Consider the following 22815-nt stretch of genomic DNA (forward strand, 5'->3'; position numbering starts at 1 on the left):
TACGACGATGACCCGGGACGATCCCGCCGACAACCCGTACCAGGTGGCCGTCATCGGCATCGGTTGCCGGCTGCCCGGCGACGTCGACACCCCGGACGCCCTCTGGGAGCTGCTGCTCAAGGGCGGCCAGACGGCCGGGGAGATCCCGGCGCAGCGCTGGCGCGCCTACCGGGAGCGCGGCCCCGAGTACGAGGCGGTGCTGCGCGACACCGTCACCGCCGGCAGCTACCTGCGCGACGTCGCGGGCTTCGACCCGGAGTTCTTCGGCCTCTCGCCCCGGGAGGCGGCCGAGATGGACCCGCAGCAGCGGATCCTGCTCGAGGTCGGCTGGGAGGCCCTGGAGCACGCCGGCCTGCCACCCACCCGGCTGGCCGGCACCGACACGGGCGTCTTCGTCGGAGTCAGCACCACCGACTACGGCGACCGGCTGCTGGAGGACCTGCCGACCGTCGAGGCGTACACCGGGATCGGCGCGGCCACCTGCGCCCTGGCCAACCGCATCTCCTACGCGCTGGACCTGCGCGGCCCGAGCGTCGCCGTCGACACGGCCTGCTCGGCGTCGCTGGTCGCGGTGCACCTGGCCTGCCAGAGCCTGCTGCTGCGGGAGAGCACGGTGGCCCTGGCCGGCGGCGTGAACCTGGTGCTCGCCCCCGGGCAGAACGCCTCCCTCCAGGCCGCCGGCACCCTCGCCCCCGACGGCGTGAGCAAGTCTTTCGACCGCGACGCCGACGGGTACGGCCGCGGCGAGGGGTGCGGCGTGCTGGTGCTCAAGCGGCTCGACGAGGCCGAACGAGACGGCGACCGGATCCTGGCGGTGATCTGCGGCAGCGCGGTCAACCAGGACGGTCACACCGACGGCATCATGGCCCCGTCCGGCCCCGCGCAGCAGCACGTCGTCCGCCGCGCCTGCGACCGGGCGGGCGTCGCCCCGGCCAGCGTGGACTACGTGGAGGCGCACGGCACCGGCACCCAGCTCGGCGACCCCGTCGAGGCGACCGCGCTGGCCGCCGTCTACGGCGCCGGCCGCCCCGGCGACCGGCCCTGCCTCATCGGCTCGATCAAGTCCAACGTCGGCCACCTGGAGGGCGCCGCCGGTGTCGCCGGGCTGATGAAGGCTGTCCTCGCGCTGCACCACGGCCAGATCCCGGGCACCCCGCTGCGCGGCGAGCCGATCGACGCCGTCGGCGACGGCACCGGGCTGCGCCTGGTGACCGGCACGCTGCCCTGGCCCGAGCGGGACGGTCCGCGCCGCGCCGCGGTCTCCGGGTTCGGCTACGGCGGCACCATCGCCCACATCGTCCTGGAGGAGGCGCCGCCCGTTCCCGCCGGCACCGACGCGCTGGCGGCCGACGACGCCGCCCGGCCGCTGTTCCCGGTGTCGGCCCGGGCCGACGCCGCCCTGCGCCAGCAGGCCGCCCGGCTCGCCGACCGGCTCGACGGGGACGACCGGCCGGGCCTGGCCGACGTCGGCCACACGCTCGCGCGCCGCCGGGCCCACCTGACCCACCGGGCGGTGGTCACCGGGCAGGACCGCGACGAGGTGGTCGCCGCCCTGCGCCGGCTCGCCGCCGGCCAACCGGACCCCGACACGGTCTCGGGAGTGGCGCCGGCCGGCCGGCCCGCCCGGCCCGTCTGGGTCTTCTCCGGGCACGGCTCGCACTGGGCCGGCATGGGCCGCGACCTGCTGGCCCACGAACCGGCCTTCGCCGCCGCGATCGACGAGATCGAGCCGGTCGTCGCCGAGGAGGCCGGCTTCTCGCTGCGCCAGGCGCTCGCCGACCCCGAACTGGCCGGGGTGGACCGCATCCAGACGCTGACCTTCGCCATGCACGTCGGCCTGGCCGCGGTCTGGCGGGCGTACGGGGTCCGCCCGGCCGCCGTCATCGGGCACTCGGTCGGCGAGGTCGCCGCCGCCGTGACCGCGGGCATCCTGACCCCGGCCGACGGGGCCCGGCTGATCTGCCGCCGGTCCGCCCTGCTGCGGCGGGCCGCCGGCCGGGGCGCGATGGCCATGGTCACCCTGCCGTTCGCCGACGTCGCCGAGCGGCTCGCCGGCCGCGCCGACCTGGTCGCGGCGATCGCCTCCGCCCCCGCGTCCACCGTGGTCTCCGGCGACATCGCCGCCGTGGACGCCGTGATCGAGCAGTGGCCGGCAGACCGGATCGCGGTCCGCCGGGTGCAGTCCGACGTGGCCTTCCACAGCCCGCACATGGACGCCCTCGCCGACGAGCTACGGGCCGCCGCGGCCGACCTGCGCACCTCGGCGGGAACCGTGCCGATGTACTCGACGGTGCTCGACGACCCGCGCGCCACGGCCGCCTGCGACGGGGCGTACTGGGCGGCGAACCTGCGCCGGCCGGTCCGCCTGGTCGACGCGGTCGGCGCCGCCCTGGCCGACGGGCACCGCACGTTCGTCGAGATCTCCGCCCATCCGGTCGTCGCCCACTCGCTGCGCGAGACCCTCGACCACGCCGGCATCGAGGACGGGTACGTCGGGACCACGCTGCGCCGCCACGCCCCCGGGCACCGTACGGCCCTCGCCGCCGTGGCGGAGGCGCACTGCCACGGCGTCGAGGTCGACTGGGCCGCGCTGCGGCCCGGCGGCGGGCTCACCGACCTGCCCCGGTACGCCTGGCGGCACCAGGAGCTGTGGCGCGAGCCCACCCCCCCGGTGGCCGCCGGCGGGCACGACATCGGCTCGCACACCCTGCTCGGCACGGCGACCACCGTCGCCGGCAGCGAGCTGCGGCTGTGGCACACGGTGCTCAGCGACGCCAGCCGTCCGTACCCGGGCAGCCACACCGTGCAGGGCGCGGAGCTCGTGCCGGCCGCGGTGCTCGCCGCCACCTTCCTCGCCGCCGGCGCCCGTGACGGCGCGCCGGTGGCCCTGCACGACCTGTCGATGCGGGTGCCGCTGGCCACGGCCGGGCGCCAGGAGATCCAGGTGGTGGACGACGGCGGGGAGCTGCTGCTCGCCTCCCGCCCGGCCGGCGCGGACGCCGCGCCGTGGCTGACCCACGCCACCGCGCGCGTGACGCGGGACGACGCCGCCCCGCCGGCACGGGCCGCCGACGCCCGGGGGCCGGGCGGAGTGGTCGCCGACCCGGGGCTCGTCCGGGACCGGCTGGCCCGGGTCGGCGTGCCCGAGACGGGCTTCCCGTGGCGGGTCGACCGCCTCACCACCGGCGGCGGCGGGCTGCGGGCCCGGGTCCGCTTCCCCGAGCCGGCCGAGGACTGGGCTGCCGTCATCGACGCGGCGGTGTCCATCGCGCCGGCCGCGTTCCCCGGCGAGCCCCGGCTGCGCCTGGTCGACGCGATCGAGCGGATCTGGACGACCGGCGCGCCGCCGGCCGTCGCCATCGTCGACGTCGTCCCCGACGGTGGGCGGGAGGACACCGTCGACGTGACGGTCTCCGGGGCGGGCGGCACGGTCGCCGCCCGACTCACGGGCCTGCGCTACCCGGTGGTCCCCGACGCCCCGGCCGCCGACACCGACGGGACCGGCCCGGCCCGGCAGTCCCTGGCCGACCTCGACCCGGAGGAGCTGCGCGAGCGCCTGATCGAGGAGGTGCGCGCGGTGGTCGCCGCCGAGATGAAGCTGGCCGCCGAAGCGCTCGACCCGCGCCTGCCGCTGGTGCAGCAGGGCATGGACTCGGTCATGACGGTCATCGTGCGCCGGCGGCTGGAGAAGACCTACCGCCAGGTGCTGCCCGCCTCGCTGTTCTGGCAGCAGCCCACCGTCACGGCGATCGCGGTGCACCTGGCCGAGCTGATCGCCGCCCCGTCGCCGGACGGAGCCGTCGCCGGCGCCGCGGCCCGCTGACCCACCGGACGCGTCGACCCGGAGGAACGCATGGAACTCACCACGACCGCCGCCCGGCCCGGGCTGCGGCACCGGATGCAACAGCTGATCTACGGGTTCTTCACGGCGCAGACGCTGCACGTGGCGGTCCGGCTGCGGATACCGGACCTGCTCGCCGACGGCGCGCGGGACGTCGGCGACCTCGCGGCGGCCACCGGCGCGGACGCCCCGTCGCTGCGCCGGCTGCTGCGGGCGCTGGTCTTCCTGGAGGTGCTCGACGAGCCCGCGCCGGGCACCTTCGCCCTCACCGAACAGGGCGAGGTGCTGCGGGCGGACGTGACCGGGTCGATGCGGGAGCTGGTGCTGCTGCTGTCCGGGCCGGAGAGCTGGGCCGCGTGGGGGCAGCTGGAACACAGCGTGCGCACCGGCGAGGTGGCGTGGGAGCACGTGCACGGCCGGAGCTGCTTCGACCACCTGATGGCGGACCCGCAGCGGCAGGCGGCGTTCAACGCGGCCATGGCCGAGGGCTCACGGGCCTTCGTGCCCACGCTGCTGTCGGCGTACGACTTCGGCGACCTGCGCACGGTGGTGGACGTGGGCGGCGGCAGCGGCGCCCTGCTCGCCGGGGTGCTCGCGGCGCACCCGCACCTGCGCGGCACGGTCTTCGACACCCCCGACGGCGTGGCCGACGCGGCGCGCACCGTCGCCGAGCAGGGCGTCGCCGACCGGTGCGGGGTGGAGGCCGGTGACTTCTTCGTGTCCGTGCCGCCGGGCGCGGACGCCTACGTGCTCAAGAGCATCCTGCACGACTGGGACGACGAGGAGTGCGTGCGGGTGTTGCGGACCGTCCGCCGCGCGGTCCGGCCCGACAGCCGGGTGGTGCTCGTCGAGTCGCTGATGCCGACGACCGTCACGACCGCGCCGAGCGTCGCGCAGGTGGTCATGAACGACCTGAACATGATGGTCTGCCACGGCGGCCGGGAGCGCACCGTGGCGGAGTTCCGCGAGCTGCTGCGGGCGGCGGGCTTCCGGCTGGAGTCCGTCACGCCCTGCCCGGCGCCGAGCGTCGTCGGCATCCTGGAGGCCACGCCGACCCCGGTCACCGGGCCGGACGGGAGCTGACACGATGGCGCGCATCGGCGACCTCGACGCCGCCCGGCCCGCGCCGGAGGCGCCCCCCGAGGACATGGTCCGCATCCCGGGCGGGACGTTCCTGCAGGGCTCGCCCGAGCGGACGCTGGACTGGCTGGACAGCGAGGGCCAGGCGTTCCCCCGCGACTGGTTCACCGACGAGACGCCGCAGACTCCGGTCACGCTGCCCGACTACCTCATCGACCGGCACCAGGTGACCGTCGCCCAGTTCGCCGCCTTCGTCTCCCGCACCGGCTACGTCACGTCCGCCGAGCGGGCCGGGGGCAGCATGGTCTACGGCGAGCAGTACTGGGAGGTCCTCGAGGGCGCCTGCTGGCACCGCCCGGCCGGGTACGGCAGCGGCGTCCGCAACCGCGACGACCACCCCGTCGTGCACATCTCCTTCGCCGACGCCGAGGCGTACGCGCGCTGGGCGGGCCGGCGGTTGCCCACCGAGTCGGAGTGGGAGCGGGCCGCCACCGGTCCGTCGTACCGGCTCTGGCCCTGGGGCGACACCTGGGACAGCCGGAACGCCAACACCGCGGAGCGCACGGCCGGGGCCCTCGGCGACCTGGACGCCTGGCGGACCTGGTGGGGGGCCATCCACGCCGCACAGGGGCCGATGCCGCAGACCACGCCGGTCGGCGCGTTCTCGCCGCGCGGCGACAGCGTCGACGGGTGCGCCGACATGACCGGCAACGTCTACGAGTGGACGTCCACGGTGGCGCACCTGTACTCGCCCACCACCCGGTGCGACCCGACGATCCACCTGGTGATGGGGCGGTTCCGGGTGGTCCGGGGCGGGTCCTGGATGAACTTCCGCTACCAGGTGCGGTGCGCGGAACGGTTGTACGGGGACCCGACCGGATGGTCCAACTTCGCTCTCGGCTTCCGTTGTGCGCGTGACGTCACGGCGGTCCCCGACGTCGACGACAACGGGAGGTAGCGATGGTCACGGTGTTGCTGTCGGCCGGCTGGGCCCACCGGGGACAGAAGAGTTTCGAGTGCCGCGAGGGCACCGTGCGGGACGTCATCAGGGAGTTCGTCGAGACGTACCCCGTCTACCGCCGCCGGCTGCTCGACGACACGGGCGAGCCGCTGACCTACTACAACGTCTACCTCGACGGGGACCTCGTCGAGAAGGCGGACCGGTCCCGGGTGACCGCCCGGGCCGACAGCACGGTCGCCATCGTCCCGCCGCTGGCCGGGGGCTGACCCACCGGTCGGACGCCCGGGTCCCGACCCGGCCGGCGTCCGACCACCGGCGTCCCGCCGAGCGCGTCCCCGTCAGGGAGGAAGCATGCTCCTGCCGCACACCGACGCCCGACCCGGCCCCGGGCGGGTCGACCGTGACGACCTCGCTCGCCGGCTGGCCCGGTCGGCCCGGCACCGCCCCCGCTCGGCCGGCCGGCTGGCGGCCTGGCTCGCGCAGCGACAGCGGGCGAACCCGTTCGAGGTCACCGGGGTGCCGTTCGCCGACCTGACCGGCTGGCACTTCGCGCCCGGCTCCGGCGACCTGGTGCACGAGAGCGGCCGGTTCTTCAGCGTCGAGGGCCTGCACGTGCGGACCGACCGCGGGCCGGTCGGCGAGTGGTGGCAGCCGATCATCCACCAGCCCGACCGGGCGATCCTCGGCATCCTGGCCCGGGAGATCGACGGGGTGCTGCACTTCCTCATGCAGGCCAAGATGGAGCCGGGCAACGTCAACGGCGTCCAGTTCTCCCCCACCGTGCAGTCCACCCCGAGCAACTACCAGCGCACGCACCGCGGCGCCCGGTCCCGCTACGTGGAGTACTTCCTGGAACCGGGGCGCGGCCGGGTCCTCGTGGACGTGCTCCAGTCGGAGCAGGGCTCCTGGTTCCGGGGCAAGCGCAACCGGAACATCATCGTCGAGGTCGCCGACGAGGTGGCACCGCACGAGGACTTCGTGTGGCTGACCCTCGGCCAGATCCACGACCTGCTGCACCGGCCGAACCTGGTCAACATGGACGCCCGTACCGTGCTGTCCTGCCTGCCCGGCCACGCGGTCGCCGACGAAGACGGGGACGGGGACGCCGGGACGATCGGCCACGCGGTGGCGGAGTCCTCGCTCGCCGACGACGGCGCGTGGCGACCGCTGCTCGAGGTCCGCAACTGGCTGACCGCCAACAAGGCCGGTCCCACCCTGGCCGCCCGGCAGGTCCCGCTGCGCGAGGTGCGGGACTGGTACCGCACCGACGACGAGATCCGCCACCGCTCCGGCCGGTTCTTCCGCATCGTCGGCCGGCGGGTGCGGGCCAGCAACCGGGAGGTGGCGCAGTGGTGCCAGCCGTTGCTGGCGCCGTGCGGGACGGGTCTGGTGGCGTTCGTCGTCCGACGCATCGACGGCGTGCTGCACGTGCTCGCCCACGCGGACCTGCGGCCCGGCTACCGGGACACCGTCGAGCTGGGGCCGACGGTGCAGTGCACCCCGGACAACTTCGCCGGCCCGGCCCGGGACGGCCGCCCGGAGTACCTCGACCTGGTCCTCTCCGACGAGGTGCGCGTGCACTACGACGTGCTGCAGTCGGAGGAGGGCGGGCGGTTCCACCACGCGGTGACCCGGCACATGGTGGTGGAGGTGGGAACTGACTTCCCCACCGCGACACCGCCGGACTACACCTGGCTGACCCTGCGCCAGCTGGCCGCCGTGGCGGCCTTCAGCTACCAGGTCAACATCGAGGCCCGCAGCCTCCTGCTCTGCCTGCGGGCGCTGCGGTGACCGGGCGCGACGACCGGCCCGACGGCGGCCGGCCGGTCCCACCTGGGCCGCCGGTCACGCCCAAGCAGGCGGTCACGTCCGAGCAGGCGGTCACGTCCGAGCAGGCGGCGGCCGGGCCGGCTGTGGCGGCCGGGCCGGCCGGAGCCGGGAGCGCGGCCGGGATCGACGCGTTTCCGCTGCCCCGCCGGTGCCCGTTCGGCCCGCCGGCCGAGTACGCCCGGCTGCGGACCGAACAGCCGGTCGCCCGGCTGCCCATGCTCGGCGGCAACACGGCCTGGGTGGTGTCCCGGTACGCCGACGTCAAGCAGGTGCTCAGCGACCCGCGGATGAGCGCGGACCGGCGCCGGGCCGGTTTCCCGCGGTTCGCGCCGACCACGGAGAGCCAGCGGCAGGCCTCGTTCGAGAACTTCCGCCCCCCGCTGAACTGGATGGACCCGCCGGAGCACACCGCGGCCCGCCGCCAGATCGTCGACGAGTTCGCCGCGCGGCGGGTGCGACAGCTACGGCCGCTGGTCGAGCGGGTGGTGGACGAGCACCTCGACGCCATGACGGCCGGGCGGTCGAGCGCCGACCTGGTGCCGTCGTTCAGCTATCCGGTGCCGTCGCGGGTGATCTGCGAGATGCTCGGCGTGCCGTACGGCGAACACGCGTTCTTCGAACGCCGGTCCACCCGGATGCTGAGTCGCGGCGCGCCCGCGGACGAGCGGGCCCGGTGCGCCCGCGAGATCCGCGACCTCCTCGACGGCGTGGTGACCGACAAGGAGCGGAACCCCGGTGACGACGTGCTCAGCCGGCTGCTCGCCGCGCAGCGCGCGGCCGGCGAGCCGGACCACGAGGCCGTGGTGAGCATGGCCTTCGTGCTGCTGGTCGCCGGGCACGTCACGACGTCGAACATGATCTCACTGAGCGTGCTGGCCCTGTTGACCCATCCGGAGCGGCTCGCCCGCCTGCGCGCCGAGCCGGGCCGGTTCCCCGCCGCCGTCGAGGAGTTGCTGCGGTACTTCACCGTCGTCGAGGCGGCGACCGCGCGCACCGCCACCGCCGACGTGACGATCGGTGGGGTGACCATCCGGGCCGGGGACGGGGTGGTGGCGCTGGGCCAGGCCGCGAACCGGGACCCGACGGCGTTCGACCGCCCGGACGAGTTCGACCCGGACCGCGACGCCCGCCACCACCTCGCCTTCGGCTACGGACGCCACATCTGCCCCGGCCAGCACCTGGCCCGGCTGGAACTTGACGTCGCGCTGAGCCGGCTGGTCCGACGGCTGCCCGGGCTGCGGCTGACCGTGGACGTGGACGACCTGCCGCTCAAGGAGGACGGCAACCTCTTCGGCCTGTACGCGCTGCCGGTCGCCTGGTGAGCCGACCGCACCCCGCGGCCCGCGGCGGGACCGCGCCCGGGGTCAGCGTCGCTGGGCGATCACCGCCGTCCATGCCTGGCTGATCCGCTCGGCCGACTCGGACGCGGCCGCCATCTCCTCGGGGCCCGCCGTGGCGATCCAGTCGACCGCGCGGCCCTCGGGCAGCGTGCCGGCGAGGTAGTCGTCCAGCGCGACCAGGCTCATCTCCCAGCCGGCGCCGATGCCCCACGCCCCCGGCGCCGCGTTGGGGATGATCTCGGCCGGCACCGGCGCGTGCTCCAGCTCCAGGACGGTGGCGTCCCCCGCCGGCGTGAGCCGCAGCTCGACCTCGCTGTTGCCGTCACCCGACTCCCAGGTCAGGCCGATCGTGTTCGGCCGCTCGCACCGCAGGATCTCGCCGCTGGCGTTGCCCTCCAGTTGGAAGCGCCCGCCGACCCGCAGGTCACCGGAGATCGGCAGGAACCAGCGCACCAGGCGCTCGGGATCGGTGATGGCGTCCCACAGCTCCTCCGGTGAGGCGTCGTAGCTGCGCCGGACCACCAGGGCGTTCATGCCGCTGGGGTGATCGCGCAGCTCGCGCTCGGTGTCCCTGACGACGTCAGACGTCTTGTTCATGCCACATGGCCTTCCTGCTGGTGCGTGGTGCCAACGGAGCCGGTCGGGCTCGCACGCCGAGGACTTTAGCAGCCATGACTTACCTAACGTCCGATTTGTGCCCCGGCAGGGGGCGCGTCGTGCGCACACCACCCGATCGGGGCACGCGGAGGCGGCACGACCGCATGGTGGTCGACGAGGCGCTACCCCGCACGACAAGCACCCGCCCGGCCCGAGCGGGTGCGCCGGGCGGGCGGGTTGGAACGGGGTCGCGGGATCAGGCGACGTCGCGGTCGGCGCGGGAGCGGCGCCTGGCGAGCAGCACGAGCACGGCGAGGAGCGCGAGGCCGTCGACGGCGAGCAGGGCGGCGCCGACCGGGTCGACCCCGTGGGCATGGGCCGGCGCCGGGGGCTCCGGCTGCGGGCCCGCCGCCCCGCCCGCCGCGCCCACCGTGAACCGGGCGATGCCGGAGGCGTCCCGGCCGTCGTCGGTGACCACGTGGTACGCGACGGCGACCGCACCGGACCCGGTGACCCGCACCGCCTGGGCCAGGCCGTCGCGGCCGACGGCCGTCAGCACCCCCTGGTTGAGCAGGGACCGGTCCGCGTCGTAGACGGAGATGTGGGATCCGGCGAGGTCCGGCCGGCCGTCGACCCGGATCCGTACCGCGGCCGGCGCGCCCGACAGGACGGCGCCGTCGGCCGGCTCGAGCGAGACCACCTCGACCTTCGACGCGGCGGTGGACGGCGAGTCGATCCGGCCGGCGAGGGCGAGGACGGCCACCAGCGCCGCCACAGTGAGGGCGGCGCCGGCGTAGATCCGTCTCGTGCTCGACATGACGGCCGGGTCAGTCGGTGGCGGCCACGGGCTGGCGCCACGTCGGCGCACCGGCCCGGTGCACGCAGGAGCACGTCGCGGCGGCCCGCTCCGCGGCGTTCGGGCGCAGGTGCAGGTACATGGCGATCAGCATCGGGAGGAAGACCACCGAGTTGTAGAACAGGTGCAGCTCCACCCGGGGCACGATCAACTGGAGCAGGCTGGTCGGCTCGGCCGCGCCCGGCAGCCGGAAGGCGCTCTGGGCCTGCACGAGCAGCAGCGCGTGCTCGATGTGGTGCCAGAACTGCAGGGCCAGGGCCACCATCCACCAGGCCCGGGAGCGGCCGGTGAACCCGGACCGCAGCATGAACAGGCCGATCAGCATCACGATGGCGTAGCCGTAGTGCATCCACTCGGAACTGACCAGCCAGGGGAACGGCATCCCCAGCACGCCGCGCGCCTCCGGCCGCGGCCAGCCGAGCACCCAGATCTGGTACGCCTGCACCAGGTGCTCCGCCCAGTGTGCGACGACCACCGCCATGTACAGGGTGAGCGCCGTGCGGTGGAACCTGCCGTTGAGTGACGCCACCAGGCCGGGCGACGCGTTGCTCGCAGCGGTTGCCATGGATCCTCCAGACTCCACACCGGAAGGTGTCCCCCTAACGCTAGAGGCGTGACGACCGCAGCGTGACTCTGAGCTTGCGCTGAGTACGCCGGCAGAGGTGGGGGCGTCGTGGATCGGGCCGGGATCCGGCGGGGGCGGACCGTCAGCGCAGCCGCGCGGTCACCGCGGCGAGCAGGCGTTCCTGCTCCGGCACCAGGTAGAAGTGGTCGCCGGGGAAGGTCTCCAGCGCGAAGCCGCCGGTGGTCAGCTCGGCCCAGGCGTTCACCGTCGCGGTGGTGCAGGTCGGGTCGTCGGTGCCCAGGTAGGCGGTGATCGGGGTGCCCACCTTCTCCGGATCCCGGGGCAGGTACCGGTAGAGCATCCGCAGGTCCGCCCGGAGCGCGGGCATGATCAGCTCGCGCAGCTTCGGTGACCGCAGCAGCACCGGGTCGACCTCGCCGAGTGCGCCGATCCGGCCCAGCAGGTACTCGTCGTCGGCCAGGTCCGGGTCCAGCTCGACCCGGCTGACGTGCGGCGCGCCGTGGCCCGAGACGAACAGCATGCTCGGGGCGAAGCCGTGGCGGGACTCCAGCCGCCAGGCGACCTCGTACGCCACCGACGCGCCCATGCTGTGACCGAAGAACGCCAGCGGCCGGTCCAGGTACGGCAGGAGCACCTCGATGATCCGGTCGGCGAGCACGTCCATGTCGTCGACGCACGGCTCCAGCAGCCGGTCCTGCCGGCCCGGGTAGCAGACCGCCAGCAGGTCGGTGGCGCCGTCCAGCAGCCGCGCCCAGGGCTGGAACACGTTCGCGTTCCCCCCGGCGTGCGGGAAGCAGACCAGCCGCAGGTCGGACTGCTCGACCCGGCGGAAGACCCGCAGCCACCGGCCGCGCGCACCGGCCTCGCCCATGCGTACCCCCTCTCCCCCGGCCGAAGGCCGGCTCGACCCGCGCCGGCCTGTCCGGCGGTGACCACGCCGCGCGGACAGGCCGTGCCGGCCGGTCAGTCCGACATCGCCACCAGGATGCGGCGGTCCCCGGTGTAGGGCCGCCGGCCGTGCGCCACCAGCACGTTGTCGATCAGCAGCAGGTCGCCGACCCGCCAGTCGACGTCGATCGCGGCGTCCAGCCCGCGGTCGCGGATCTGGAACACGTATTCCTCGGGGATCGGGCTGCCGTCGGCGAAGGTGACCGACTGGGGCAGCTCGTCCTGCGTCATCACCTGGGTCATCACCCGGGCCACCTCGTCGTCCAGGCCCGCCGGGTGCCACTGGTCGGTCTGGTTGAACCAGACCTCCACCCCGGTCACCGGGTGCCGCGTGGTCGCCGGGCGCACCTGGCTGACCCGCAGGCCGTCGGCGGTCCACTTCCAGGTCGCCCCGGTCCCGGCGAGGAACTCCTCGACCACCGCGCGGTCCTCGGTCTCGAAGGTCTGCTGCCAGCTCTTGCCCAGCCCCAGGCCGTCGTGCAGGTTCTGCTGGTAGCACACCCCACCGGCGAAGGCGGCGCGGACCTCCGGGTCGAGGGATTCCAGCCAGAGCCGGGCGTCGACCACCGGGGTGGCGCCGCCGGTGCGGGCAGCGATCTCACAGTAGAAGAGCAGCCGGGCCGGCCAGTGCGCGGCGTACGACAGCTCGTTGTGCATGGAGATGGTGTACTGCGCCGGGTACTCCGTCGAGGTGTAGACGTTGCGGCCGACCTTGGTCCGGGGTGAGTTGCCGTGCACGTAGGCCAGCCGGTTCGGCAGTAGCAGGTCCATCACCTGGTCCAGGGTGCCCGGCTCGACGCCGAAGCCCCGGAACACCAGCGCCTTCTCGGCGGTGAGCAGCGCCGTCAGGTCCAGCTCGCGCAGCTGGCCGACCAGCCCGTCGACGGTGGGTGCGCAGCCGGCGCTGGTGGGCGTGATCTCGTACGGCTGCCAGGTGCCGTGCTCGGTCATCGGAAGGTCTCCTCCACGCGAAGGTCGGTCCACTGCCGCGAGCTTGGCGGCGGCAGCCATATTTCCTCGATATCGCGGGGTCAGCCGGCGGCGCGCGGGCCGGTCCCGGCCGACCCGGCCGCCGCCCGCTCCGGCTCGGCTCCCCGGGCCGCCGCGCGGTCCGTCTCGGCCCGTTCCGCTTCCGCCCGCTCGGCCGCTGCCTCGGCCCGTTCCGCCTCGGCGGCGGCCCGGGTGCCGAAGGCGAGCACCGCGAACACCGCGATCACCACCATCGACGCGCCGACGACCGCCAGCGCCACCTCGATGCGTACGGCGTCCAACAGGAAGCCCGCGAGCAGCGCGCCGGCGGAGTTGGCGCCCGAGGCGAGCAGCGTGAAGATCGAGCCGGCGCGACCGCGCAGCTCGTCGGGGGCCGTCTTGACCAGGTAGAGCATCCCGGCCACGTTGCCGATCCCGGCCCCGTAGTTGACCAGGGCGAGGATAGCGCTGACCGCGACCAGTCCGGGCGCCACCACCAGCAGCGGCATCAGCACCGCCCAGGCCACGTTGATGCCGATCATCATCCGCCGGATGCCCCAGCGGCGCAGATACGCGTTGCTGGTCATCGCGCCCACCATGCCGAAGACGCTGTTGACCACCAGCAGCAGGCCGACCGTGGAAGGCGCGCCGCCGCGCTCCTTGACCAGCACCACCAGGCCGAGGCCGAGGATCTGGAACAGGATGTTGCTGGCCGCGAAGAGGCACAGCGCCCGACGGAGGTAGACCTTGCCCCAGACGAAGTCGAAGCCCTCCCTGATCTGCGCCAGCAGCCCGCCCGCCCGGTCCGCCGCCGACCGGGGCGCCCGCAGGTCCCGCCGGACGAACAGCAGGGTGACCAGCGATACCAGGTGCGCCACGGTGGCGAAGAGGAACGGCGCGAACCGGGCCGCGGAGTAGAGCAGGGTGCCCGTCGGTTGACCGAGGATGCTGGCCGCGTTGGCCCGCGACTCGTTGGCCGCCATCGCCGCGCCGAGCCGGTCGGCCCCCACCACGCTGCACACCGCCGCCCGTTCCGCCAGCGTGTAGCAGATGCCGAGGGTGGCCTCGACGAACGCGACCACCATCAGGTGCGGCAGCCACACCGCGTCGAGCAGCACTGCCGCCGCCACGCTGCCGACCCCGACGACCCGGCCGGTGGTGCAGACCAGCATCGTCGTACGCCGGTTCCACTGGTCGACCAGCGCGCCGGCCGGCAGTTGGGCGACCAGGTTCGGCAGCAGCGCGGCGAAGGTGACCAGGCTGGCCGCGGTGGCCGACCCGGTCGACCAGAAGACCAGCAGGGTGTAGCCGATCGAGGTGGCCCGGGAGCCGAGCGCGGAGACCCCCGAGCCGACCCAGAGCAGCAGGAAGTCCCGGTTGCCGGTCAGCGACGCGCGCTGCCGGCCGGCGGCGGCGCCCGGCTTCTCGGGCGCCGTCACCGTGCCGGCCCGCCCGCCGGGGCCTGGCACCAGTCGAGCACCGCCATCGCGCTGTAGAGCTTGTTCTCCGCCTGCTGGAAGGCGATGCTGGCGGGCCCGTCGAGCACCTCGGCGGTCACCTCCTCGCCGCGGTGCGCCGGCAGGTCGTGCAGGAACACCGCGTTCGGGCTGCGCCGCCAGAGGTCCTGCTCCACGCGGAACGGGGCGAAGACCCGGCGCCAGTGCGGGTCCGGCTTGCTGGTGCCGGTGGTCTGCCAGCGGGTGGTGTAGATGGCGTCGAGGTCACCGGGCAGGTCGGACATGTGGTGCCGCTCGACGATGCTCGCACCGCAGGCCCGAGCCTGTCGGGTCGCGGTGTCCAGGACCTGCGCCGGCAGGGCGTACCCGGGCGGGGTGCGCAGTTCCACCTCCACCCCCGGGAACCGGGTGATCGCCAGGGCGAGCGCGGTGGCCGTGTTGTTGGCCTCCCCCACGTAGAGCAGGCGCAGCCGCTCGATCCGGCCGAACTGCCGCAGCAGCGTGGTCAGGTCCGTCAGCGCCTGGGTGGGATGCTCCTCGGCGCTCATCGCGTTGACCACCGACATCCGGTCCTGGGCTGCCCAGGCGCGCAGCTCGGCCGGGTCGCCGGCGGTACGCGCCACCAGCACGTCGAGCATGCCCGACAGCACCCGGCCGGTGTCCGCGCTGGTCTCTCCGGTGTTCGTCTGCAGGTCCTGGGGCCCGTACTGGATCACGCCCGCGCCGAGCCGCAGGGCCGCCGCGGTGAAGGCGGTCCGGGTCCGGGTCGAGGTCTTGAGGAAGTACGCCCCGACCACCCGCCCGGCGAGCGGAGCGTCGCACTCCCCGGCGGCGAACCTCGCTCCCCGGGCGACGACCGAGTACAGGTCCTCGTCGGACAGGTCGCTGATCGACACCAGGTGTCGGCTGCGTCGTCCGACCAGCGGCTCCGCGCCACGGCCGGCGCCGGTCGGTGCGGTCATCGTGCTCACTGGGTCTCCGATCCCTCGGTGGTGTCGGCGAGCCGGGCGATGACCTCGTCGCCCGCGTCGCCGTTGGTCAACAGCACGACTCCACTGCCGGCGTGCATCCGGCCGACGGTGATCGCCCGGTACCCGGTCGACGTGCCGCGGTGGGTGACCTCCACCTCGGCGGCGTCGAGGTGGTCGACCGCACAGCCGAGCCCCCACACCCCGCCCACGCCGGGGGCGACCATCTCGCGGGTCAGTCCGGGATCCAGCAGGACGGCTCGGCCGCCGCGGTGGGCGAGGTGCAGCTCCCGCTGGAGCCGGGCGAGGTCCGTCGCGGTGGTCCAGAGCCCGGCCGCGGCCGGGTCGGCCCGCACCTGCCATCCGCCGTCGACCGGCTGGCCCGACCGGTCGTGGCCGAGCGCCACGGGCCGCCCGCAGCGCAGCGGGAAGTCCTGGTCGAACCCGCTGCCGGTCATGCCCAGCGGGTCGAGGACCAGTTCCGCCAGGAGCGCGGCGAACGGGGTGCCGGTCACGTCCTCGAGGAGCTGCTGGACGACCACGTAGTGGCTGTTGCGTTCCTCGGTGGCCGTGCCCGGCTCCCGGGTCACCCGCACCGGCGGGTGGGTGGCGCCGGCCTCGCCCCGCAGCAGGTCCAGCGGGGTGGGCACCGGGCCGCCGCGCGGATGACCGGTGCTGCCGGTCGGGCTCAGCCCGGCGCTGTGCCCGAGCAGGTGCCGCAGGGTCACCGGCCGGTCGCCGGGCACCTGCCAGGACTTCAGGTAGCCGTTCACGTCGGTGTCGAGGTCGAGGTGCCCCTGGCGCACCAGCGCCAGGACGCCCACGGCCGTGACGTGCTTGCTGACCGAGCCGACCTGGAACACCGTCTCCGGCGTCACCGCCTCGCCGCCGTCGGCCCGGAGCCCGTACGCCCGCGCCTCGACCAGCTCGCCGTCGGCGAGCAGGGCCAGCGACGCGCCGGGCACCCGGTGCCGGGCGAGCGCCGGCGCCAGCGGCGGCGCCACCGCGCGGGCACGGGCCGACGGCCGGTCCACCGGCAGGGCGGCGGCCAGGTCAGCCAACGGCCGGTCCAGCATGGCCTGTTGCAGGGTCAGCGGGATGCCGGCCTGCCGGGCGGCGGTGACCACGGGCACCACCAGCAGGGAGTGCCCGCCGAGGGCGAAGAACCGGTCGTGCCGGCCGATCCCCTCGACGCCGAGCACGTCGGCCCAGATCCCGGCGAGGGCCTGCTCGGTCGGGCCCTGCGGCGGGACGTGGTCCACCGAGGCGCGCAGCGGCACGGCCGGCAGCGCCCGCAGGTCCACCTTGCCGTTGGGGTTCAGCGGGATGGCGTCGATCGGGACGAAGGCCGCCGGGACCAGCGCGGCGGGCAGCCGCCGGGCACAGTGCCCGGCCAGGTCGTCCGCGTCGCCCACGTGGTACGCGACCAGTTGGTTCCCGCCGCCGGGGGCCGGTCGGGCGGTCACCACCGCGTCGCGGACGGCGGGGTGCGCGACGAGCACCGCGCGGATCTCGCCCGGCTCCACCCGGTGCCCACGGATCTTCACCTGGTCGTCGACCCGGCCGAGCAGGTCGAGCTGTCCGTCCGGCAGCCAGCGACCGCGGTCGCCGGTGCGGTACAGCCGGGAACCCGCCGGCCCGTACGGGTCGGGCACGAACCGGTCGGCGGTCAGGTCGGGCCGGCCGGCGTACCCCCGGGCCAGGCCCGGCCCGCCGAGGTAGACCTCGCCGACCGCGCCAACCGGCACGGGGTGCAGCCGCGCGTCCAGCACGTAGGTGCGCATCCCGCCGAGCGGCCGGCCGACCGGCGCCACGTCCCCGGGCAGCGCCCCGGTGACCGGGTGCCGACTGACCGCCACGGTCGCCTCGGTCGGCCCGTACTCGTTGAGCAGCACGGTCCGCGGCGCCAGCGCCTGCCAGCGCGCGCAGGTGCGCCGGGTGAGCGTCTCGCCGCCGAGCACCAGCACCGGGGTCAACGCCGCCGCCTGCTCGGGCGTCAGTTGCCCGGCGAGCAGGTCCAGGTGGCTCGGGGTGAGCTTGACGAAGCTGAACGGCCCGGCCTCGGCCAGCCGCGGGCCGAGCTCGTCCAGCCCGGCGTCGGCCGGCAGCAGCCACAGCCGCTCCCCGGCGACCAGCGGCGCCCAGATGGTGGTCACCACCATGTCGAAGGCGACCGAGGAGAACAGCGGCGCGCCGCCCGGCCGGTCGGCGACGAGTTCGCGGACCGCCCAGTCGAGGTAGCCGGCCAGGCTGCGGTGGCTGACCTGCACGCCGTTGGGCCGTCCGGTCGATCCGGACGTGAAGATCACGTACGCGAGCTGGTCCGGGTCGGTCCGGCCGGGGGGCCGTTCGTCGGGGTGGGCGGCGATCCGCTCCGCGTCGGCGTCGACCAGCACCCGCTCCACGTCGGGGAACCGGTCGGCGTAGCCGGTGCTGGTGACCACCACGGTGACGCCGGCGTCGGCCAGCATGGACGCGATCCGGGCGGCCGGGTAGGACGGGTCGAGCGGCAGGTACGCCCCGCCCGCCTTCCAGATGCCGAGCAGCGTGGTGACGAGGTCGACGCCCCGGTCGAGCAGCACCCCGACCACCCGCTCCGGCCCGACGCCCCGCTCCCGCAGGTGCCGGCCGAGCCGGTTCGCCGCCGCGTCGAGCCCGGCGTGGCTCAGCCCACCGACCGCCTCCGTGTCGCCCGCGGCGGCGGCCCGCGCCTGGATCAGGTCGGGCACCAGCCCCGGCCGCTCCGCCGCGCCCTCGTCGGCCGCCTCGGCCCAGCCCACCAGCACGTCGTGCCGTTCCCGCTCGGGCAGCCGGACCGCGCCGGGGTCGCCGTCCGGGTCGGCCACCATGGCCGTCAGGACGAGCCGGTACATCGCGGCCATCCGTTCGACCTCGGCCCGGTCCAGGTGGTCGCTGTCGCTGCTGAGCGCCAGGTGCCCGGCGACCGCGGAGACGGCCAGGGCGAACTCCGAGCTGGCGGCGGCGTACCGGGGGCCGGCCTCGACGCGTTCGCCGACCACCTCCTCGAAGTCGAGGTAGCTGAAGTAGACATCGACCAGGCGGGTGCCGGCGACTGCCGGCCGGATCGCCGGCGCCGGGTACCGCCGGTGCGGCCACATCTCCACCTCCCGGGCGTGCGTGCGGCGTACCAGCTCGATCCAGCTGGTGGCGTCGCGGTCGTGCGGGAACGGCAGCGTGTTCAGCGACATGGCGTAGACCCGCTCGCTGCCCGCCATGTCCGGCCTGGTGTGGCAGACCAGACCGCTGTAGAACCGCGGCTCGTCGGTGAGCTGGCCGAGCACCGTCAGGTGCGCCGCGTGCAGCACCGCCTTGAGCGAGACCCGCGCGGCGGAGGCCAGCGCGCGCAGGCCCGGCTCCAGGTCGTGGAACGGCACCCGCACGGTGTGGGCGGTACGCGCCTGCGGCGGCGACACGGGCCGCCACGCGGCGGGGAAGGTGAACTTGGCGTACCGGTCCACCAGGTCCTGCCAGTGCCGCCGGTCCGCCGGGGACTCCAGGGCGCGGCGTTCCGCGGCGACGAAGTCGGCGAACCGCACCTCCGGCAGCGGCTCCGGCTCCGGCCGGCCACCGGCGCGCAGCGTCCGGTAGCGGTCCAGGATCTCCACCACCAGCGCGTGCAGGCTCCAGCCCTCGACGATCACGTGGCAGATCGTCAGCATCAGCCGCCAGCTCCGGTCGGTCTCCTGGCACGCGACGAACCGCAACATCGGCGCCTGCCCGACGTCGAACGGCGACCCGTACTCCACCGCGACCAGCCGGCGCAGCTCGGCCTGCCGGTCGTCCTCGCCGAGCCCGCGCAGGTCGCGCAGTGCCACCGGCACCCGCACGGCGGGGTGCACCAGCTGCATCGGCACCGAGTATCCGGTCGGCTCCACCGAGGAGCGCAGCACCTCGTGCCGGTTCACCACCTGCTCCACCGCGTCGCGCAGCGTCGGCAGGTCCACCGGGTCGTCCTCGCGGACGAGGAAGGAGGCCACGTTGTGGTAGTGGTTCCAGCCGTTGTCCGCCAGCATCTCGAGCAGCATGCCGAGCTGCACCTGGGACAGCGGGTACGCGTCGGCGACGCCGGCCGGCAGCAGGGCGCGGTCCGGCGGGGAGACCAGCTCGAAGGGCCGGACGGGGCGCTCGACGTGCACCGGCCCGGTGCGCTCGGCCAGCGCGGCGCAGAGCCGGGCGACGGTCTGCAGGTCGATGACATCCGCGACCGACACGTCCAAGCCGGCCGCCCGCAGCGTGCTGGCCAGCACCAGCGCCTTGATCGAGTGCCCGCCCAGCTCGTAGAAGCCGTCCTCGACGCCCACCGCCGGCAGGCCCAGCACCTGCGCCCAGATCCCGGCGACCCGTGCCTCCAGGTCGGTACGCGGACCGACCGCGTCCCGCCCGCCGCCGGGACCGCCGGCCTCCGGCGCGGGCAGCGCCCGCCGGTCCAGCTTGCCGCTGTTGTTGCGGGGCAGCCGGTCCAGCGTCACGAAGGCCGACGGAATCATGTACTCCGGCAGCGTCCGGGCCAGCGCGGGACGCAGCTCACCGGCCGTCGGCCGCTGCCCGGGCGCGCCGACCAGGTAGCCGACCAGTCGTGGGTCGCCCGGGGTGTCCTCGCGCAACACGACCACCGCCTCGGCGACCTGCGGCAGCGCGACCAGCGCCGACTCCACCTCGCCCAGCTCGATCCGGTAGCCGCGCAGCTTCACCTGGTCGTCGAGCCGGCCGAGGAACTCCACGCTGCCGTCGGGCAGCCGCGTCCCCAGGTCGCCCGTGCGGTACATCCGGGTGCCCGCGGGGCCGTACGGGTCGGGCAGGAACCGCTGGGCGGTCAGCGCCGGCTGGTTCAGGTAGCCCCGGGCGACGCCGTGACCGGCCAGGTGGATCTCGCCGGGCACGCCGAGCGGCGCCGGGTGCCCGTGCTGGTCGAGCACGTACATCCGCAGGCCGGGCAGCGGGCGGCCGATCCGGCTGCCCACGCCCGGGGCCAGGTCGGCCCGGGTGATGCGGTGGTAGGTGGAGTAGACCGTGGTCTCGGTGATCCCGTACATGTTGACCAGGGCGATCCGGGCCAGCCCCAGCCGGTCGACCCACGGGGTGAGCTCGGCGAAGTCGAGCCGTTCGCCGGCCAGGACCACCGCGCGCAGCGCCAGCCGCCGCAGCTGCGGGTCGCCGTCGGCGGCGAGTCGGACCAGGCCGCGGAACGCCGTCGGGGTCTGGGCCAGCAGGGTCACTTCCTGCTCGACCAGCAGGTCGAGCAGGTCTTCCGGCTCCCGGGCCACCTCGCGGGGCACCACCACCAGCCGGCTGCCGTGCAGCAGCGCGCCCCACAGCTCCCAGACCGAGACGTCGAAGGCGTACGAGTGGAACAGCGCGACGGCGTCGGTCTCGTCGGTGGCGTAGTGCTCCTGGGCGCTGTCGAGCAGCCGCAGCACGTTGGCGTGGCTGACACAGACGCCCTTCGGGCGGCCGGTCGAGCCGGAGGTGTAGATGACGTAGACCGGGTCGTCGGCGTCGTTCACCGGGACCGGGTCGGTCTCCGGGTAGCCGCCGAGGTCGGTGCGGTCGAGCAGCACCAGGTCCCCGTCGAAGCCGGCCAGCGCGCCGGCGTGGTCGCTGGTGGCGACCACCACCCGGGCTCCCGAGTCGGCGAGCAGGTACGCGATCCGCTCGGCCGGCTGCGCCGGGTCCAGCGGCAGGTACGCCGCGCCGGCCTTGAGGACGCCGAGCAGGGTGGGAACCAGGTCCGGTCCCCGGTCCAGGCAGACACCGACCACCGTGCCCCGGCCGCCACCGGCCGCCCGCAGGTGCCCGGCGAGCCGGTTGGCCCGCGCGTTGACCTGCGCGTACGTCGAGCTGGTGGAGCCGGCGACCACCGCCACCGCGTCGGGTGCCGCGGCCACCCGGGCCTGGAACCGCTCGGCCACGGTGCCGGTCACCGGTTCCTCGACGCCGGTGTCGACCACGCCGAGCAGCCGTTCCCGCTCGCCGCCGGGCAGGCAGACCGCCTGCGCGTCGCCGGCGGGGTCGCCGACCATCGCCGTCAGCACCGCCCGGTACATGCCGGCCAGCCGGTCCAGGTTGGCCTGGGAGAGCACGGTGCTGCGGCTGGAGAGCTCGTAGCTGCCCCGGTGCGCGAAGACCGACAGCTCGAACTCGGTCGCGCCGTCGCCGGCGCTGCCGACGACGACCGGCTCGCTGCCCGTCGCGGTCACGCCCTCCGCGGCCCGGGTGAAGTCCTGGTAGTTGAAGAGCACCCGCAGCAGCCGCTGCCCGCTGCCGCGCTGGATCTCCGCCAGCGGGAACCGCCGGTGCGGCCAGAGCTCGACCTCCCGGTCGAAGACCGCGGTCACCAGGTCGCGCCAGGTGCGGGCGGTGCGCTGGTAGCCGAACGGGAGGGTGTTGAGGTACATGCCCTGCACCCGCTCGGCGCCGAGCAGCTCGGGCCGGGCGTCGCAGACCAGGCCGGTGTAGAAGCTCTCCTCGGTGGTGAGCTGGCTGAGCACCTTTAGGTGCACGGCGTGCAGCACCGCCTTGACCGACACGCCGGTGTCGGAGGCGAACCGCGCCACGGCCTCGTCCAGGTCGGCGAACTCGACGGTGGTCGAGGTCGCCTTCGGGTCGCCGGGCTCACCCCAGCCGGCCGGCAGGGCGAACGGACTGCTCCCGTCCACCGCCGACCGCCAGTAGTCCCGGTCCTCGGCGGAGGCGAGCGAGGCCAGCTCGGCGGCGATGAAGTCGGCGTACCGCACCGGCGGACGCTCGACCTCGGCCGGGGTCCGCCCGTCGGCCAGCTCGGCGTAGACGGCGAGCAGTTCGGCGCGCAGCTGCGCGGTGCTCCAGCCCTCGGTGACCGCGTGGCAGATGGTGAAGCTCAGCCACCAACTCTCGTCGGTGTCCCGGTGCGCGGCGATCCGCAGCAGCGGCGCGGCGGCCAGGTCGAAGCGGTTGGCCCGCTCGGCCGCGACGAACTCCTCGAAGAGCCGCACCTGCTGTTCCGCCGGCACGTCCCGGCCGTCCACCACGGTCACCTGCGGGGTCACCTCGACGTGCACGAGCTGCATCGGCACCGAGTAGCCGGTCAGGTCGAACGAGGTACGCAGGATCTCGTGCCGGGCGACGACCGTGGCGACGGCGGCCCGCAGCGCCTCGGCCGAGAACGGCCGTCCGTCGCTGACCCGGTGGGCGATGACGCTGTGGTAGGCCGCCCGGTCCCCGCTGGTGGCCAGTTCGACCAGCATGCCGAGCTGGGTCTGCGACGCGGGGTAGGCGTCGGTGAGGCCCGCCGGCAGGGCGGCCCGGTCGGCCTCGCTGACCAGGGCGAACGGGGCGACCGGGGTGAACGCCTCGACCGCGTCGACGCCGCCGAGAGCCGCAGC

Annotated in this window: 14 protein-coding genes; 6 read left to right on the plus strand and 8 right to left on the minus strand. The window is 74.9% G+C overall.

What is annotated here, in order from left to right; translation table 11 throughout:
• Window positions 1–7 precede the first annotated feature (7 nt).
• The 6 genes from AB0G14_RS20475 to AB0G14_RS20500 all read left to right on the plus strand — a co-directional run bounded on the left by AB0G14_RS20475 (window position 8) and on the right by AB0G14_RS20500 (window position 9034).
• Complete coding sequence (locus AB0G14_RS20475; protein WP_357699588.1) at window positions 8–3823, plus strand: beta-ketoacyl synthase N-terminal-like domain-containing protein; 3816 nt, start codon at window positions 8–10, stop codon at window positions 3821–3823.
• Window positions 3824–3853: 30 nt separating this feature from the next.
• Window positions 3854–4924: a methyltransferase gene (locus AB0G14_RS20480; RefSeq protein ID WP_357699590.1), complete on the plus strand. Its 1071-nt coding sequence runs from the start codon at window positions 3854–3856 to the stop codon at window positions 4922–4924.
• 4 nt (window positions 4925–4928) lie between these two features.
• On the plus strand, window positions 4929–5879 hold the full coding sequence (locus AB0G14_RS20485; RefSeq protein WP_357699592.1) for a formylglycine-generating enzyme family protein: 951 nt from the start codon (window positions 4929–4931) through the stop codon (window positions 5877–5879).
• 2 nt (window positions 5880–5881) lie between these two features.
• Window positions 5882–6148, plus strand: a complete 267-nt coding sequence (locus AB0G14_RS20490) for a MoaD/ThiS family protein (protein WP_350677252.1) — start codon at window positions 5882–5884, stop codon at window positions 6146–6148.
• An 85-nt stretch (window positions 6149–6233) separates the two neighbouring features.
• Window positions 6234–7673, plus strand: coding sequence for an NDP-hexose 2,3-dehydratase family protein (locus tag AB0G14_RS20495; protein WP_357699594.1), 1440 nt, complete (start codon window positions 6234–6236; stop codon window positions 7671–7673).
• A gap of 122 nt (window positions 7674–7795) precedes the next feature.
• On the plus strand, window positions 7796–9034 hold the full coding sequence (locus AB0G14_RS20500) for a cytochrome P450 (protein ID WP_357699620.1): 1239 nt from the start codon (window positions 7796–7798) through the stop codon (window positions 9032–9034).
• 42 nt (window positions 9035–9076) lie between these two features.
• Here AB0G14_RS20500 and AB0G14_RS20505 read toward each other — a convergent pair whose 3' ends face one another.
• The 8 genes from AB0G14_RS20505 to AB0G14_RS20540 form a co-directional block, all read right to left on the minus strand.
• The gene (locus AB0G14_RS20505) at window positions 9077–9649 is read right to left on the minus strand and encodes an SRPBCC family protein (RefSeq protein WP_357699596.1); all 573 of its coding nucleotides are present in this window, start codon (window positions 9647–9649) and stop codon (window positions 9077–9079) included.
• Between the two features lie 256 nt (window positions 9650–9905).
• On the minus strand, window positions 9906–10466 hold the full coding sequence (locus AB0G14_RS20510; protein WP_357699598.1) for a copper resistance protein CopC: 561 nt from the start codon (window positions 10464–10466) through the stop codon (window positions 9906–9908).
• Between the two features lie 10 nt (window positions 10467–10476).
• Window positions 10477–11070: a hypothetical protein gene (locus AB0G14_RS20515; RefSeq protein ID WP_357699600.1), complete on the minus strand. Its 594-nt coding sequence runs from the start codon at window positions 11068–11070 to the stop codon at window positions 10477–10479.
• Between the two features lie 142 nt (window positions 11071–11212).
• Window positions 11213–11962 carry an alpha/beta fold hydrolase gene (locus tag AB0G14_RS20520; protein WP_357699602.1) on the minus strand — a complete coding sequence of 250 codons (750 nt, stop codon included), beginning with the start codon at window positions 11960–11962 and terminating at the stop codon, window positions 11213–11215.
• Window positions 11963–12054: 92 nt separating this feature from the next.
• Window positions 12055–12990 carry a TauD/TfdA family dioxygenase gene (locus AB0G14_RS20525; protein WP_357699604.1) on the minus strand — a complete coding sequence of 312 codons (936 nt, stop codon included), beginning with the start codon at window positions 12988–12990 and terminating at the stop codon, window positions 12055–12057.
• Window positions 12991–13070: 80 nt separating this feature from the next.
• Window positions 13071–14477, minus strand: coding sequence for an MFS transporter (locus AB0G14_RS20530; RefSeq protein WP_357699606.1), 1407 nt, complete (start codon window positions 14475–14477; stop codon window positions 13071–13073).
• Window positions 14444–15427 (minus strand): ornithine carbamoyltransferase, encoded by a 984-nt coding sequence (locus AB0G14_RS20535; RefSeq protein WP_357699608.1) that lies wholly within the window; start codon window positions 15425–15427, stop codon window positions 14444–14446. Before AB0G14_RS20535 ends, AB0G14_RS20530 begins: the two co-directional genes overlap by 34 nt.
• Before the next feature lie 5 nt (window positions 15428–15432).
• A partial coding sequence (locus tag AB0G14_RS20540) for an amino acid adenylation domain-containing protein (protein ID WP_357699610.1) occupies window positions 15433–22815 on the minus strand: 7383 nt, incomplete at its 5' end.

It is taken from the genome of Micromonospora sp. NPDC023814, from assembly GCF_040639595.1.
In the GTDB taxonomy this organism is placed as follows: Bacteria; Actinomycetota; Actinomycetes; order Mycobacteriales; family Micromonosporaceae; genus Micromonospora.

What these genes read in the sequence shown, in the direction of transcription:
- AB0G14_RS20475 (WP_357699588.1), top strand. Translation starts at nt 8, where the DNA reads ATGACCCGGGACGATCCCGCCGACAACCCGTACCAGGTGGCCGTCATC.
- AB0G14_RS20480 (WP_357699590.1), top strand. Translation starts at nt 3,854, where the DNA reads ATGGAACTCACCACGACCGCCGCCCGGCCCGGGCTGCGGCACCGGATG.
- AB0G14_RS20485 (WP_357699592.1), top strand. Translation starts at nt 4,929, where the DNA reads ATGGCGCGCATCGGCGACCTCGACGCCGCCCGGCCCGCGCCGGAGGCG.
- AB0G14_RS20490 (WP_350677252.1), top strand. Translation starts at nt 5,882, where the DNA reads ATGGTCACGGTGTTGCTGTCGGCCGGCTGGGCCCACCGGGGACAGAAG.
- AB0G14_RS20495 (WP_357699594.1), top strand. Translation starts at nt 6,234, where the DNA reads ATGCTCCTGCCGCACACCGACGCCCGACCCGGCCCCGGGCGGGTCGAC.
- AB0G14_RS20505 (WP_357699596.1), bottom strand. Translation starts at nt 9,649, where the DNA reads ATGAACAAGACGTCTGACGTCGTCAGGGACACCGAGCGCGAGCTGCGC.
- AB0G14_RS20510 (WP_357699598.1), bottom strand. Translation starts at nt 10,466, where the DNA reads ATGTCGAGCACGAGACGGATCTACGCCGGCGCCGCCCTCACTGTGGCG.
- AB0G14_RS20515 (WP_357699600.1), bottom strand. Translation starts at nt 11,070, where the DNA reads ATGGCAACCGCTGCGAGCAACGCGTCGCCCGGCCTGGTGGCGTCACTC.
- AB0G14_RS20520 (WP_357699602.1), bottom strand. Translation starts at nt 11,962, where the DNA reads ATGGGCGAGGCCGGTGCGCGCGGCCGGTGGCTGCGGGTCTTCCGCCGG.
- AB0G14_RS20525 (WP_357699604.1), bottom strand. Translation starts at nt 12,990, where the DNA reads ATGACCGAGCACGGCACCTGGCAGCCGTACGAGATCACGCCCACCAGC.
- AB0G14_RS20535 (WP_357699608.1), bottom strand. Translation starts at nt 15,427, where the DNA reads ATGACCGCACCGACCGGCGCCGGCCGTGGCGCGGAGCCGCTGGTCGGA.